The following is a 13,704-nucleotide window of genomic DNA, read 5'->3' as shown; positions in this document are numbered from 1 at the left end:
GAAGAGAGGTTTAGCGAAGGTCTACGCGAGGGTGTCGCACAAAAATCCGCCGTGCGGCAGCGGGTTGTTCACGCCGTACCGGCATTCGCATCCGCTGACTTTCTGGCTGCAGCGGTCGAGCGCCGGATCGCTCACCGGCCTGTCGTTCTTGTCGAAGAACGCCACGCCGGCATATCCGCATACGGGCCCGCGATAGCGCCACTGGCACATGCCGACAATCTGTCGCGCCGGCACCTGCTGCCCACCGAAATCGAGCGGCGACGACAGCGTGAATTCCACCTGCACGCCGGGCTGCTCGTCGCTTTTCTGCTCGATACGCCACTGCTCGGGCGGCCATTGCTCATTCGGGTCTGCGGTCGGGTTGCCGTTCGGGAAATTCAACGCGTCGAGGTACTTCGCCAGCGTGCGCCGGCGGATCACCTTCGCGCCGACTAGATCATCGAGCGCGACACACAGTGCGGTGATCGTGCCGTTGATATCGCCTACCGTCAGAGTCGGCGCGGGCTGCCGCGCGTCCGATGTCCGCTCAAAGCCGGCCGCCTGGATCGGCCACGGTTTGTATTCCAGGCCCTGCCACACGATCGACGTCGACTGCAGATGCCCGTGGAAGCGCAACGCGTCTCCGCCAATCTCCGTGCAGTTGACCTCGAACAGCTCGATACGATGCCCCGGTTCCAGCTGCTGAATATCGGAATTGATCCCCATATGCGAATCACCCCTCAAGCGCCGACACTCGCGCCTCCAGTTCGATGAATGCCTGAAGCAATGGTCCGATCAGTGCCGAATAGTTGACCGCGAGCATGGGCCGGCCTCCTTCCGTAACCATCACACCGGATTCATCGATTTGCATGCTCGTTTCGGTGACAGCTTCCGGAAACTCTTTCGCGACCTCCTGCGCGATGACCCCCAACTGCCGCGCGTGAGTTTCGTCCGACTTCATGACGTACGTCACGCCACGGAGCCTCTTGAGCTTCTCCATCGCGTTCTCAATCGTTTCAACCTCGGCCTTGATTGCTACATCCGAGTTGACATTGAATGCTGACGCCGAGACCGGAGCAAACGCGGCAGACGTGGAGGACACAACGTCCAGTGTTCCACTGTTGGCCGAGCATCTCAGGTTGATTGCCCCGTTATTACTTCCGATCCCGATCGAGCCAACGCCGGGATAGCCCGCAATTACCAATGGTGCATTCGACCAGAGTCCATCGGGCGCACTCGCGTTGATCGTTACTTGCTTTGCATAGTACGTATTCGCACTAAAGGAGGTTGCGGCCGTGAAGCGTTTGATACCCGAAACCGTTTGCTCGCCGTCCAGCGTCATCGGCGCAATCAGATTTCCGCTGTGCCACGGCACAAACCGGCCGAAGTACGGCACGCCGGAAAACGTCGGAGCACCTCCCAGATAGGCAATGGTTGCCTCCTGGGAATACAGCGTCGCCCCGTTGTTTCTCTCCAACTTGATTCTGCGAAACGCAACGCCGAATGCCGAAATGTTCGGTGCAGCGTCAGCAACCTTGCTTACACGCACAGCCGCCGTTCCGTCGGGCGTCACACCCGCAGCACTTCGGAACGTATAGCCCAGCTTGGTTGTAATCCCCGGCGTCCCGGTAACGGTTCCGATGAACGTGCCGTCAGCTTTGAACGCCTCGCATTTCACATACACGCGCCCGGCGTTAAGACCCATCGAATAAAATTCAGCAGAGAGCGCAAGTGGGACGCCGGGGCCGCACGGGATATCGTTCGACGCATCAACCACCCAGGTTCCGGTATTGATTGCACCGGCATTTAAGAAGAGAGACCCTTCACCAAAATTCCCCGGCGTGGCCGTGAAATTAGTGCCGTTCCAACCGGTGTTGCCGAGTTCGCCAGACCCATTGATTAAGAGGTTCGGACTGTTTACTCCTGAAAGCTTTCCGGACGCGATAAGGTCTCCAGCTACGCTCCCCTTTACTACGAGGTCGCCGCCAACCGTAAGCCCTTTCGCAACCGTCAGGAATCCGCTTACGATCTCGTCCGGCAGCATCTTGCCGCGCTCGGCGACATGCCAGTAGGTGCCGCCGTCCGCAATGTATGTCGCCCAATCCCCGGTATTTAGCAGATTGACTTGCGATCCATCATTACCCTGGAAGCCAATCGTCACTGGCGGCCCGACGTTGAAGAAATGCACGCACGCATTTACGGACACCGATGACGCAAGCGGCAGCTTCACCACTTTTCCACCAGCACCCATATTCAATCCGAACCGCGTACCGACGTTGCTAGGCACGAGTGTCCAGTTGTCGCTGAGAATGTTGTATCCGAGCGCAAGGATCGCGGACAAGACATCGACATTGGCATTGAACCGCATATTTGCGGTGCGCTGATCATCGCCGCCCGCGCCGTTTGGCGCTACTCCGAGGTTTGCTTTTTGTAGTGCTGGCATCTCTAACCCTATGGTGCAAACGTCTGCTCAAACTGCGCTGTGATCGTGTACACGTTGCCGTTTTTCACCGGCTCCGTGTACTTCTCACACACGAATAGCCCCTGCGGCCTAAGCGGCGGCGTCCAGAAAAATGACACCGCGCCGGCATGCTTATCGAGGAACTCGAGGATGGCCGAGATCTTCTCGGCCTTCCCCACGAATCGAAGGCTGTACGACGGCACACGGTTGTTGAGACCGTCGGCCGCGCGCTGCGTGTACCCATCGCCGAAGGGCGCCTTTCGCACGCGCAACGTTGTGTCGCCGCCGAAACCCTCAACCGTCGGCGACCAGTTAAACGTGTCGGTCATCACCCCATCCCATTTTTCAGTTTCCAGAGCGCGCCACCCTGACGACTCTCGACCGCGATCAGTCCCTGCACCATCTGCGTGAGCTTCTTCACGAACTCGGCGCTCGCCATCATCTGCGCCGCGTTGCCCGTGCCACCGTCAATCGTCACTGGGATATTCAGCTCGATCCCTCCGCCCTGCGCGCCGAGGCCGCCCCCGCCGGCCGATCCGCCGCCGACCAGTCCGCCATTTGCAAACTTCGCGAAACCGAGATCCTGTCCGCTGTTGATCGCCTCCAGCAGCCGAAGCACCCCGGGTTTGCGCACCGCAGCAGCCTTCACCACAAACTCCTGGTCAGAAAGCCATGCTGGAATGCTGTCGCTCGTCGACGTACCCGGCCCACTTACCCGCCCACCGCCAGCGAGGTGAAATTGATACGCGTTGCCGCCGCCCGCCCCAAAACCATTGGACAGACCGCCCATCACACCGCCGAGCAACGACGACGAGCTGAATCCGCCCGAGCCTCCCGTATCGAGGCCGAGCGCCGAGCTTCCCCAACCGATAACAGCGGACAATCCCGCTCGCGTATAAAAGCGCGCAAGATCCGCGATCATGCTGTCGACGAGTCCTCGGAAATTCACCTTGCCCGACGTCGCGAACGACGCGGCCGCGTCCTCCATGTTTCTGAATGCACTCGTGAACGCTTCCTCGGATCGACCAGCCGCGTTTTCCGCCGATTCCTGATACAGCGCCACTGCGCGGCTTGCACCGACGCGCCAGTCGCGCTGCACCGCGAGCCGCTGCTCGACATACCCACGTTCGCGCTCGACCTGTTCGGCTTCAGCCCGGTTAATCCGGTCAATCTCGGCCAGATACTCCGGCGAGCCGAGCGTGCCGTCCTTCCGAGCGCCCTTCGTGAAATCGTCGCGCCGGCGCCGAAATTCATCGCCGACGCGGCTCGTCGCCTGGTTCAGCTCGCGCGCGTTGTCGCCCATCGGCATCGCTGCGAGCTCGCGCTCGACCTCGCGTTGACGCTCCGACGCGTAGTCGGCCAGCTCCGCATCGATTTGCGCGCTGCGCTCCTTCAGCTTGTTGACCGCTTCGTGATAGCGCACCTCCTTCTCCAGCTGCACCGCGCGGTCGTACGCCGCGCGAATTGCAGCCTGATCACGAATCAAGCTCTTGTCGCCGTCGGTCAGCTTCGTGCGCTTCGCGGCCAGATCGGTCAGCTTCTGGTCGAACCCGATCCGATCCTTCTCCGACTGCGTGAGCTTGTCGGTTGCGACCGCTTCGACGCGCAGCTGCGCAATGCGCTGCGCGATGTTGTCGAGCATGCGCTGGCTTTCCGGCTCGGCACGCGACGCGCCGGCCCGGCTCTTGTGCGCGAGCGCCGGCGCGTTCACGCCGATGCGCGCGACCTGGCCGGCCGATTCCGACACCGTATCGTCGAAAGCCTTTTTGCCGCGCGCCGCAGCGGCCGCGAGCGCCGCGTCAGCGTTGAACCCGAATTTCTCGAATTTCTTGCTGACGAGATCCGCCTGAAACTCAGCCAGTGCCGCGGCGACGACCATCTGCTGATTCATCAGCGCGAGCTCGCGCGTCAGATTGTCGATGTTCCGCCGCGCGCCGGCCTCGGCCTTCGCGTCTTTGTCCTGGATCGCCTTTTCGAGCGATTTGTACGCGTCCGCGCGGCCGGCGATCAAACCGGCCTGCCGCGCCTCCGCTGTGTTCGCGCCCTTCGTTTTCGCTTCGTATTCGGCGCGCTGCTGCGCGGTCATGCCGATGACGTCGGAGGCCTCTTTCAGCTTCTCGACGTACTTGTTCCAGGCCTCGGCCGCCATGCCGCCCGCGAAGAAATTGTTTTCTTCCGTGAGCAGCCGAATGCCGTCGGCCGCACCGCGCGCGGCCGCATCCATCGCGGCCAGCGTGCGCGTGCCCTTGTCCGCCGCGGCGCCGGCCGTGTCGATCGCCGACGCGGCCTGCACCAGCTCGGCGCGAAGCTCGTCACCGCCCTTCGTCGCATCGATAAACACGCCGACCAGCGACGCAAGCTCGCGCGACTTCTCGTCGACGCCGAGGTTCTCAGTCTTGATCCGGTTCAGCCCTTCAATGAACCGATCGAGCGCGACCTGATTCTCGTCCGTGATGATCGGCGCGCTGTCTCCAATGCCCGGTACGATGACGCTCTGCGACGCGCGCGCCGCAAGGCCCGCGTATGCGTCCGCTACATCGCTGCGTGCCGCGGTCTGCGCCTGCTTCGCGCGATTGCGCTCGACCTCCTGCAGCAACGGCGACAACTGCCGATACTTCTCGATGATCTGGTCGAGCGGCGCCTGCATGTCGAGCAGGCTCGACGTCGCACTGCTCGCGTGATCGCGGAATACCAGCCAGTTCACCGCGGCGCCGAGCGCCACCGTGCCAACCGTCGCGATGATGCCGGGCAAGCCACCCATCACCGACAGCAATCCGGAACCTACCGTGCGCATCAACGAGCCAGCTCGCGCGGCAGCAGTCTGCGCCACCGCCGCGCGCTCGGTCGCGGCGGCCAGACCCGCAGTCGCGGCCGTCGCCCCGCGCTCGGCCCGCTCGCGGGCAATCGTCGCCGCCGCGACCTCGCGCTCGGCGACCGCGAGCCCCTTCTCGGTTTCGGCCAGCGCCGCCGCGTATCGTGTCTGGTCGACCGTACCCTTGGCCGCCGCAGCCTCCAGCGCCACACGGCGCTGCTGCGCCAGCGCGAGGGATGCCTCAGCCCGCTCAAGCTCGCCCTGCGCCGCCGCCGTTTCGCGCGCAATCACCGCCGCGTACGGCGTGCCGGCGATCCGCGTGCCGATCTCCTGGCTATTCGCCAGATTCGACCGCGCTGTCGCAACCTGCGCCGCAGCGCTCGCCTCGATCGCACGCGCCTCGGCGAGCTTCGCCTGCGTGTACTGGATCGAACCGGCCGTCAGCGCCGACTGCATCGCCAGGCTTTCGCGCATCGCGCGCATGCCGGCCAGCTCGGCAGCCGCGGCGACTTCTGCCGCCTGCGCGTTCTGCAGCTTCGCCGCTGCCGCATCGCGGTCGCTCTGCGCCTTCGTGATCGTGATGAGCGCAGCCGCGTTTTCGGCCTGCGCCTTCGCGAGCAGCGCCTGCCGCTCCGCGTTCCACGCGATGGCCGACTTACTGACGGCCACCGTGGTCTGCGCGAAATACACGCCGAGCCGGCCGGCCGCGAGCGATGCGCTGATCGTGACAATCTCGTCGAGGTGATCCGCAACGTAGACCACGCTCTGCGCCAGCTTCGCGCTCGCACCTGTCGCCTCGTTCGCATGCCCGACGTACGCGACGATTTCCGTTTGCAGGCGCGTCATCGCCTGCCCGACGGTCATGTCCACCTTACCGAACAGTGCGTCCGTGCTCGACCCGGCGTTCTTCAGCGCGTCGATCAGGTTCTCGACGGTCAGCTTGCCGTCCTCGGCCAGCGACTTCAGCTCGGACGTGCCCTTACCCATGCCGCGGGCGATCGCGTCAGCAACGCCCGGCAATTCCTCCAGCACGCTCTTCAGATCCTGCCCGCGCAGCTGGCCGGACGCGAACGCCTGACCCAGCTGCACGATACCGAGCCGCGCCGTATCGGCGGACACACCCGAGAGCGCAACCGCCTTACTGATCGTTTCGACCAGCGGGCCGACCTGTTTAATCGACAGGCCGAGGTGCGACGTGTTGTTCGCGATCCGCTGATACAGCTCGGCCGTCGCGTCGAGCGGCTGCCGTGTTGCCTGTGCGATGCGAAGCACATCGTTTTGCGCGACCGCGAAATCGATCTGATCCCGCGTAACGATCTTGAGTCGGTTGCTCAGGTTCGTCCACTCGTCGGCATACTCGACCAGCTGGTGCACGCCGAACGCCGCGGCCGCAGCCTGAGCATATGCCGTGAGCGATCCGCGCGCGGCCTCGATCGCGCGCACCGTCACCTGCACGCTCGACGCGTTGGACGCAAACGCCGCATCGGCGGCCCGGCCCCCATCCCGGACCGCATTGAAATAGCCGCTGGCCGTCGACCCAAGCTGCTGCATGCGTCGATCGTACTGGGTCGTATTCGCGGTAACGCTGACGATCAGCTCGCGGAGACTCGTTCCCATATTTCCTATCCGCCTACTTTACCAATCTCATTAGGCCTGCGAAGAAAGGATCGTCCTCGACCTCCTGCGCTTCCGCCGACTCGCCTGACCAGTTCGGCATCATGTCGGCTACTTTGACCTTCGCTCCCTGCGCCTGAAACACCGCCGACGCAATCATCGCAGCGTGAAGGTCGTAACGATCATCGGCGATCGGCGACTCGGCATCGAATGCCTGCCACAAGGCGAACTCCGCGGTAGACATTTCCGCGCGCAGCTCGGCAAGCGTCCTGCCGAGCCGTAGCGCCAGCGTCAGTTCGAGTCGGAGATCGGAGTTTCGGCGGAGGGCTTTTTTGCATCGTCCTCCGCGTCGACTTTCATGTTGCCGAGCTCGAGCGCCGTACTGACGATGCGCTCGTGCGCGGCACCAAATGCCGACGCGACTTCGCGCGCGTCACTGTCATTGAATTCACGGCGCCAGCCAGCCGACGTCTTGACATAGAGCACGCGCACGAACAGACGCGCCGATGCGAGCACGTGCTCGTCCGGACGGACCGCTGCATACTTGGCTCGGGCCGTTTCTTCGTCGTCGCCCGGCTCGACGCCGGCAACGATGCGAAGCGACTCAAGCCAGAATGCGCGGTCTTCGAGCAGCGGTTCGCGCACCGCGACCGTCACGTCGCCCCATTCCGGCATCGGGACCAGCTCATGCCGCCAGCCGGCGAGCGGGTTGAGAATCGCGGCACGCAACGAGGCTGCCGCCTTAGCTTTTTCGGTCATACTCTTTCCCCTTTATTCGGTCGAGCGATTAGCCTGCCGGAGCCGGCGGAACGCGCTTCGGCTTGCCGCTGACGCGCACGCTGTAGCTCGACGTCACCAGGCCGTCGACCTGCGCGCCCCACGAGAACTGCCGCACCATGCCGATGAACAGAAACTGCCACCCGTTGGCGAACGTCACACGGAACACGTGCTTTTCCTTCGTCGAATGCGCATCGAACAGGAGCGATTGCCCGTCGTCGTCCGGCGCATAGTTTCCCTCTACGGAGAATTCGCCCGGATCGGCCAGGCCGAGTTCGGTTTCCTTCTCGTCGCAGGCGAACGTGGTCGCGTCGATTTCCGCCGACTGGCCGCCCTGCCACTGGACCTGCTTGGTCGTCGTGTTCAGGTCGACGAAGACCAACGCTTTGTCGTCGTAGTCCGTCGAAGCGGTTTTCGACACCTCGACCTTCGTGCCCTGCGCCTTCGTGCGCTTGCTTTTCTCAGCCATATGCCCCTCAAATGAAAAAGGCCCGCACGCGGCGGGCCACACACACATCGGAATCCGTTAGAACTGGACGGATATTTCGAGGCTCACCCGAAAATCTCCGGTATCGCTCGAAAAGTCGTCGGGCAACTCACTGATGCCACCAACCGCGAACTTCCCGCTCGACGACGCCCTGTCGATCACCTGATCGGCGATCGCATCGGCCTCCGTATAGGTGCTCGCGTACACGTCGATCTGATACATGCCCGACTTGCCGCCGGTCGCTCCGCCAAGTGCCATATCGCGCCCACCACTGACGCGCGACACGACGTAGTACGGCGATTGCGCCTTCGACCCGGCTACCGTGACATAGCCCTTCGCGGCACCCACAACCCCGATCGCGTCGCGAATGATCAGTGCGCTCATAATCCACCTCCGATCACCGTATCAATCGCACGTGCGATCTCGGTTCGAATCGCGCCCTCGGCCTGCGCAATCGCTGCGTCGAAGGCCGGACGCATGAATGGATCAGCCTTCATGTTCTGCGTGCCAAGTTCGACGAATCGCCAGTAAAACGCGTTGGTCGGCGAATCTTCCTTGCCCTTCGATCGAACCCGAACGCCCGCAGTCGCCACACCAGGCGATTCCTTCTGTCGCAGCGATGCCGAAACAATGTTCCGCTTTAGCTTCCCGGTCTTCTTCGGCGCTCGCGCACGAGCTTCGTCTCGGATCACCTTGGCGCCCACCAACGTCGCGCGTCGAAGTGCCTTCGTCGACTGTGCCTTCGCGAGCTTGGCGAAATCGGCCAGCAGATCCGCCAGCCCAAGAATCTGGACACTAGACATACTTCTCTCCCACCTTTACCGACAGGTCGAGATACCCACGCGTCCGAGCGGGCAGCACCGCCGTGATGTCGTACAGCCTACCGTCGTAACGCACTCGCATCTGCTCATCGATCCCTGCCCGATAGCGAATGCGCATGCTGGCGACAGTGGCGCCGCGAATCGCTCCGGAGACAACGTGCTCCTTTCCGTTCACGAACAACACGTCAGCCCACGGCCGCGCATGCGCCACCCACGCCCCCGGCAGCGGTTCGCCGTTCTCGTTTTCTTCCCCGCTGGGCCGCTCGATGACGATTCGCTCTTTCAGTTTTCCGGCCTTCATCAGAACCTCGTCGGAACGGTGATCGAATCGAGCAGGAGGTCCGAATAACCTTCCGGCATCTGCGCGACTCCTTGCCCCTCCGAGAAAAGTTCACGATGGTCGTAGGCCCATGCAGCCGCAAGCAACATCCACGACCGTACCGACGGATGCTTGTCGATGTCGACGCCAGCCTGATACGTGATCGTCACTGCTCGAGCGTGCGGCCAGTCAGCGGAGCCAAGAACCGCGCACAACGCTTCTCGCCCCAGTTGGACGAGCTCATACCCTTTCGGGTCGAGTGTCGAGGCAGCGCCTGTTGCATCGCGAATCTCGATGCTGTCGACGCTCAGAACTTGCCCGATCGACAACGGGAAGTCCCCCCTCGGGAAGCCCGCCAGCCGCTCGAAATAGCGCGCCTTTCGGATCGCGGCCCCAGACTTGCGCTCGGCCGCCTGACGCGCGCTGGGAATCACCGTGTGCTCTATGAACTCCCGTTCTTCGTCGCCATCGATTCGACATTGAATTGCAACATCCTCGAAGGTAAGCGGCTCCGCGTCGTCCAGGTATTCGATGAGAACAGCGGCCATCTGGCATTACCCCTTTGCCGCGGGCTTACCCGTGTCGACCTTCTGCGAGGCTTTCGCCTCCTTCGGCTCCGACACAGATGCCTCCGCGATTTCGGCGTCGACGAGCCGGTCTGCGTGCGCGTCCTCGAAACCCGCGATATCGCCAGGCGTGTATTGCGCGTAATGCCGCTTGAACTTGACTACCTTCATGTTTTTCTCCGAACGGCGGCCCGATCACGACGGATCGAGCCGCACGGTTACGAGTTCGCTTACGCGCCCCAGGTCACGCCGGCCAGCACCGAAATCGACTCGACGTGACGCGGACCGAAGTCGTTCTTCGCGATCACACGAATCAGCGTCTGATCTCGCTGGAATGCGCTGATCATGTTGCCGTCGGCGTCCTTGTAGGTCGCCTCCTTGCTGTAGTCGATTTCGAGCGTTTCTTCCTCGCCGATGAACACATCGCCGAAGTCGGTGAAGTAGATTTCCGACTCCTTGCCGGCGTCACCGAGATTGATCGGCACCTGCGTCGTCTTGCCGACCGGATAGCCCTTGAGCATGCCGTTTGCGAGTTCCGGATAGACCTTGTTGCCGTTCCCGTCGCGCAGACCTTCGAGGAAGCGAAACGTACGCGGGGCCATGATCCAGCCGGGCTGCGTCAGATTCGCGTCGGCGTTTTCGAGCGCGAGAATGGCCTTGCCGAGATCCGTTTCGATCTTCTGCAGCGTCGAGCCATCGCTCGCGGTGATGACGTTGCTGGGAATCGCCCAAAAGCGCAGGCCCTTCGGGGTGTTCGCCGTGCCATCGTCGCGAATGAACGCCTTGTCTTCGCGTGCACCGATCGCGGCTGTCAGATCGCCGACCACGATCTGATCGACGTTCGGATTCACGCCGGAATACTTGATGAGGTCGTTCGCGATCGGCACCAGGGCGGCCATCTTCTTCGCCGTGAGCTTCAGATCATCGAACTGTTGTTGCGTCGTCGGAATATCGGTGTCTGCGCCGATGTAACCGACGATGGCACCGCCCTTCAGGCGCGGGATGGTGATGTTTCCGTTCGACAGCGGCAGCGTACGAGCGCCGAGCTTGCGAACAACGGACTTCGGACGCAGCAGCTCGATGACCTCGCTCGACAGGTTCTCGGGCACCAGAACGCCGCCCGCGCTCGACGAAAGCGTATTGAGCGACATAGCAACGTCTTCGCCGAAACCCCGCTCGATCGCGATCTTCGACGCGAGCTGCGTGTCACCACGCGCTGCCGCGAGTGCGCGAACCATACGCGCCATCTTCGCGCCCTTCACTTCCGGAACCTTCGGCTGTGCGGGCACGGACGCCGCAGCCGGCGCAGTAACCGCAGCCGGCGCCGGATCGACCGGCACTGCGGCGGCGGCAGCCATACGCTCCGCGGCTTCCGCACGCTCGATTTGCGCGGTCAGATCGTTGAATTTCGAGCTGAGCTGGTCAAACTCGGCTTGCTGTTCGCCCGACAACGCGGTACCGCCCAACTCGATCTGGGCCAGCGCCTGAACGCGCTGGTTGATGGCAGCGCGTTCGCGGCGGAGTTCATTGATGTTCACTTACCCTTCTCCTAAAAAAAATGCCACCCGGAGGTGGCAGTGCTCAACTGAGACGCGAACGTGCTCTGATGTTGATCGTGGGAATTCGATTTATTGCGACTGGTTAAATCATGGATTGCATGTTCATTGCCGCAGCACGTGCCGACACGCTGCGTCGAGCGCTCCCGCTCTGACGCTCGGCTCGCGATGCGCGCACTTCGGCAGCAATCCGGTTGATCGCTGCCTGCGGCGTCTCGATGCTGTCCGCAAGCCCAGCGTCGACGCCTTGCTGCCCGAAGAAGATGCCCGCCTGCGTGTCCTTCACCGCTTGCGTGCTCAAGCCACGGAAGTTCGCGATCGCGTCGACAAACTGCTTGTAGCTGTTTTGCACCATGTCTTTGAGAAAACGCATCGACTGGTCGCTCAACGGTTCATGCGGCGTGAGGTCGTTCTTGTGATTGCCGGCGAATACCGACGTCACCTTCACGCCCTGCTGTTCGTCGCGCTTCGACACGTCCAGGTGATTCGCGATCACCCCGATCGAGCCAACGCCTGACGTGCGGCTGACGATCACGTTCGACGCCGCCGCAGCGATCAAGTAGCCCCCCGAAAATGCCGAGAAATTGACGATCGCAGTGATCGGCTTGATCAACGATACGGCGCGAATATCATCCGCCAGCTCGAACGCACCGGTTGCACTGCCGCCGTTGCTGTCGACGTCGAGGACAATATGTTCGACTGCCGGATCCGCAGCCGCCTGATTCACGGCAGTACGCAAACTCTCGTAGCTGGTCATCGGCTCGCATGGATTCATGTGCGCCGAGCGGGACACCAGGATTCCCGACACCGGAATGATGTCCATACCGGTATCGGCCACCAGGACACGGCGACGCTCCGACGCCGCAGCCATCTGTGCACCACTGTCGAACTCGTCGTCCTCCATGATCTTCGGCTGTACGCCGTTCACGGTCAGGTCGACGATGTTGAGGTTCAGCGCCTGGTTCGCCCACTGAACCGCGAGCGACATCATCGGGTCCGTGACGAGCTGCGGCTGGTTGAAAATCAGACTTGCAAGTCTGAGGTGCGGTTTCAAGATAGGATCCTCTCAATTTCGCCGATTTGGGCTTTCGTCGGCTCGGTCTTCACGGCAGCTACTTGCTGCGGCTTCGACGCGTCAACCATGTTCATCGGACTCAGGTAGACGTCGCCGCCCTTGACCGGCGGCATGTTTTCGAGCCGGCGAATATCGTTGATCGAAAGCCAGCCCCACTGGCGCCCGACCGCATAAGCGGCGTAGCGCGACGACTGATCGCCTCGCAGCAGCCCCGAAAGGTTGTATTCGATGAAGTACTGCTTCCGTTCGGACGGCAACAGCAGATCGCGCGTCTTCGCCTGCTCGTGCCGCTTGACCCACGGCAACAGCGTGTAGATGACGAACTGGAGCGACTGATGCTCGATATTGCTGAACGTCGCCCGCTCCAGCTCGTTCACCATGTGAGCCGGAATCTTGTAGATTCGCGCGATGTCGAGCGAGGAAAGACGAAGCGCATCAATCAGCGCTGCGTCGACATTCGTCATCGACAACGGCCTGAACGTCATACCCTCCTGCAACAACGCGACCTTCTTCGCGTTACCCGACCCACCGAATTTCGCATTCCAACCGTCCGTGATTCGATCGACGCTCGCCTGATCCTTCAGCGCCGGAGCATCCTTCGGCCGCTCGATCACGCCCGACAGGGCCGTGCCATTCATGAATGACTTCCCGGCGTACTGCTGGATCGCCTGCGCATGCCCGATTGCGTTCGCGTGAAGCATGACCGGCGAAAGCCCGGTATAGCCATTGATCGACATCCAGCGAACGTGATGCACCAACCGTTGCGGCATCGGTTCGGCCCCGTAGATCCGATAGACCGGCATGAGGTCAGAACCCTTCATCACCGTCACTGCCTCGTTATCCAGCGGATACAGCCCGAGAATCACGCCGTCCTGATCGCGATCGATGAAGCTGTAGCTGTTGCCGCGAAGGCCGACAGCAACCTGCGACTGCTCTTGATACTCAAACGGCGTCTGCCACGGATTCGGCTGGTATTTCAGGATCGAATACAGCGGATGGTCAGTCGCCGGCTTCCTGTCGTCGCCAGCGCGCTCATACAGCTCGATCGGCAGTTGAGCGATGCTCTCCGACAGCAGCGTGACGCAGTTTTGCAGGACCGTCAGCGAGAGCGCGCTCGCGGGCGTAACGACCTGACCTGCTTCCGATCGTGCGCTTCCCAACAGCGCCGACAACCAACCGCCAGAACCCGTTTGGGTTTGACCGGAATTGGACAGCAATTGCCTACTGAAGAACATCG

General features: G+C 62.2%; 15 protein-coding genes. All 15 read right to left on the bottom strand.

The features are described 5' to 3' along the window. Positions 1 to 21: 21 nt before the first annotated feature. The gene (locus tag ACTJLD_RS19975; RefSeq protein ID WP_440659472.1) at positions 22 to 705 is read right to left on the bottom strand and encodes a phage minor tail protein L; all 684 of its coding nucleotides are present in this window, start codon (positions 703 to 705) and stop codon (positions 22 to 24) included. A 7-nt stretch (positions 706 to 712) separates the two neighbouring features. Beyond that, positions 713 to 2,422 carry a tail fiber domain-containing protein gene (locus tag ACTJLD_RS19970; RefSeq protein WP_440659471.1) on the bottom strand — a complete coding sequence of 570 codons (1,710 nt, stop codon included), beginning with the start codon at positions 2,420 to 2,422 and terminating at the stop codon, positions 713 to 715. A gap of 8 nt (positions 2,423 to 2,430) precedes the next feature. Next, a complete protein-coding gene (locus tag ACTJLD_RS19965) occupies positions 2,431 to 2,769 on the bottom strand; it encodes a phage tail protein (protein ID WP_059652991.1) in 339 nt (112 codons plus the stop codon). Beyond that, a complete protein-coding gene (locus ACTJLD_RS19960) occupies positions 2,769 to 6,869 on the bottom strand; it encodes a tape measure protein (protein ID WP_440659470.1) in 4,101 nt (1,366 codons plus the stop codon). The genes ACTJLD_RS19965 and ACTJLD_RS19960 overlap by 1 nt, the downstream gene beginning before the upstream one ends. 13 nt (positions 6,870 to 6,882) lie before the next feature. Next, positions 6,883 to 7,110, bottom strand: a complete 228-nt coding sequence (locus ACTJLD_RS19955; RefSeq protein WP_440659469.1) for a phage tail assembly protein T — start codon at positions 7,108 to 7,110, stop codon at positions 6,883 to 6,885. A 47-nt stretch (positions 7,111 to 7,157) separates the two neighbouring features. Then, on the bottom strand, positions 7,158 to 7,625 hold the full coding sequence (locus tag ACTJLD_RS19950) for a phage tail assembly chaperone (protein ID WP_440659468.1): 468 nt from the start codon (positions 7,623 to 7,625) through the stop codon (positions 7,158 to 7,160). A 28-nt stretch (positions 7,626 to 7,653) separates the two neighbouring features. After that, the gene (locus tag ACTJLD_RS19945) at positions 7,654 to 8,112 is read right to left on the bottom strand and encodes a phage tail tube protein (protein ID WP_440659467.1); all 459 of its coding nucleotides are present in this window, start codon (positions 8,110 to 8,112) and stop codon (positions 7,654 to 7,656) included. Between the two features lie 57 nt (positions 8,113 to 8,169). Further along, positions 8,170 to 8,514, bottom strand: coding sequence for a DUF3168 domain-containing protein (locus ACTJLD_RS19940; RefSeq protein WP_134256724.1), 345 nt, complete (start codon positions 8,512 to 8,514; stop codon positions 8,170 to 8,172). Further along, positions 8,511 to 8,933, bottom strand: coding sequence for an HK97-gp10 family putative phage morphogenesis protein (locus ACTJLD_RS19935; RefSeq protein ID WP_440659466.1), 423 nt, complete (start codon positions 8,931 to 8,933; stop codon positions 8,511 to 8,513). Before ACTJLD_RS19935 ends, ACTJLD_RS19940 begins: the two co-directional genes overlap by 4 nt. Beyond that, complete coding sequence (locus ACTJLD_RS19930) at positions 8,926 to 9,252, bottom strand: phage head closure protein (protein ID WP_440659465.1); 327 nt, start codon at positions 9,250 to 9,252, stop codon at positions 8,926 to 8,928. Before ACTJLD_RS19930 ends, ACTJLD_RS19935 begins: the two co-directional genes overlap by 8 nt. After that, complete coding sequence (locus ACTJLD_RS19925; protein WP_440659464.1) at positions 9,252 to 9,818, bottom strand: head-tail connector protein; 567 nt, start codon at positions 9,816 to 9,818, stop codon at positions 9,252 to 9,254. The genes ACTJLD_RS19930 and ACTJLD_RS19925 overlap by 1 nt, the downstream gene beginning before the upstream one ends. 6 nt (positions 9,819 to 9,824) lie before the next feature. Then, complete coding sequence (locus ACTJLD_RS19920) at positions 9,825 to 10,007, bottom strand: hypothetical protein (RefSeq protein ID WP_226286483.1); 183 nt, start codon at positions 10,005 to 10,007, stop codon at positions 9,825 to 9,827. Between the two features lie 59 nt (positions 10,008 to 10,066). Next, positions 10,067 to 11,374: a phage major capsid protein gene (locus ACTJLD_RS19915; protein ID WP_134256721.1), complete on the bottom strand. Its 1,308-nt coding sequence runs from the start codon at positions 11,372 to 11,374 to the stop codon at positions 10,067 to 10,069. A gap of 103 nt (positions 11,375 to 11,477) precedes the next feature. Beyond that, entirely contained in the window at positions 11,478 to 12,446 is a 969-nt protein-coding gene (locus ACTJLD_RS19910; protein WP_440659463.1) for a S49 family peptidase, read from the bottom strand. Further along, positions 12,443 to 13,702: a phage portal protein gene (locus tag ACTJLD_RS19905; protein ID WP_440659462.1), complete on the bottom strand. Its 1,260-nt coding sequence runs from the start codon at positions 13,700 to 13,702 to the stop codon at positions 12,443 to 12,445. Before ACTJLD_RS19905 ends, ACTJLD_RS19910 begins: the two co-directional genes overlap by 4 nt. Positions 13,703 to 13,704: the final 2 nt, after the last annotated feature.

It is taken from the genome of Burkholderia sp. 22088 (genome assembly GCF_052045915.1).
Lineage (GTDB): Bacteria > Pseudomonadota > Gammaproteobacteria > Burkholderiales > Burkholderiaceae > Burkholderia > Burkholderia cepacia.
This window is presented reverse-complemented; position numbering and strand designations above follow the sequence as displayed.

Bases quoted from the DNA above. Each gene is read 5' to 3' on its own strand.
- ACTJLD_RS19960 (WP_440659470.1), bottom strand. From the start codon at position 6,869: ATGGGAACGAGTCTCCGCGAGCTGATCGTCAGCGTTACCGCGAATACG.
- ACTJLD_RS19935 (WP_440659466.1), bottom strand. From the start codon at position 8,933: ATGTCTAGTGTCCAGATTCTTGGGCTGGCGGATCTGCTGGCCGATTTC.
- ACTJLD_RS19975 (WP_440659472.1), bottom strand. From the start codon at position 705: ATGGGGATCAATTCCGATATTCAGCAGCTGGAACCGGGGCATCGTATC.
- ACTJLD_RS19955 (WP_440659469.1), bottom strand. From the start codon at position 7,110: ATGTCTACCGCGGAGTTCGCCTTGTGGCAGGCATTCGATGCCGAGTCG.
- ACTJLD_RS19940 (WP_134256724.1), bottom strand. From the start codon at position 8,514: ATGAGCGCACTGATCATTCGCGACGCGATCGGGGTTGTGGGTGCCGCG.
- ACTJLD_RS19965 (WP_059652991.1), bottom strand. From the start codon at position 2,769: ATGACCGACACGTTTAACTGGTCGCCGACGGTTGAGGGTTTCGGCGGC.
- ACTJLD_RS19905 (WP_440659462.1), bottom strand. From the start codon at position 13,702: ATGTTCTTCAGTAGGCAATTGCTGTCCAATTCCGGTCAAACCCAAACG.
- ACTJLD_RS19945 (WP_440659467.1), bottom strand. From the start codon at position 8,112: ATGGCTGAGAAAAGCAAGCGCACGAAGGCGCAGGGCACGAAGGTCGAG.
- ACTJLD_RS19925 (WP_440659464.1), bottom strand. From the start codon at position 9,818: ATGGCCGCTGTTCTCATCGAATACCTGGACGACGCGGAGCCGCTTACC.
- ACTJLD_RS19970 (WP_440659471.1), bottom strand. From the start codon at position 2,422: ATGCCAGCACTACAAAAAGCAAACCTCGGAGTAGCGCCAAACGGCGCG.
- ACTJLD_RS19930 (WP_440659465.1), bottom strand. From the start codon at position 9,252: ATGAAGGCCGGAAAACTGAAAGAGCGAATCGTCATCGAGCGGCCCAGC.
- ACTJLD_RS19950 (WP_440659468.1), bottom strand. From the start codon at position 7,625: ATGACCGAAAAAGCTAAGGCGGCAGCCTCGTTGCGTGCCGCGATTCTC.
- ACTJLD_RS19920 (WP_226286483.1), bottom strand. From the start codon at position 10,007: ATGAAGGTAGTCAAGTTCAAGCGGCATTACGCGCAATACACGCCTGGC.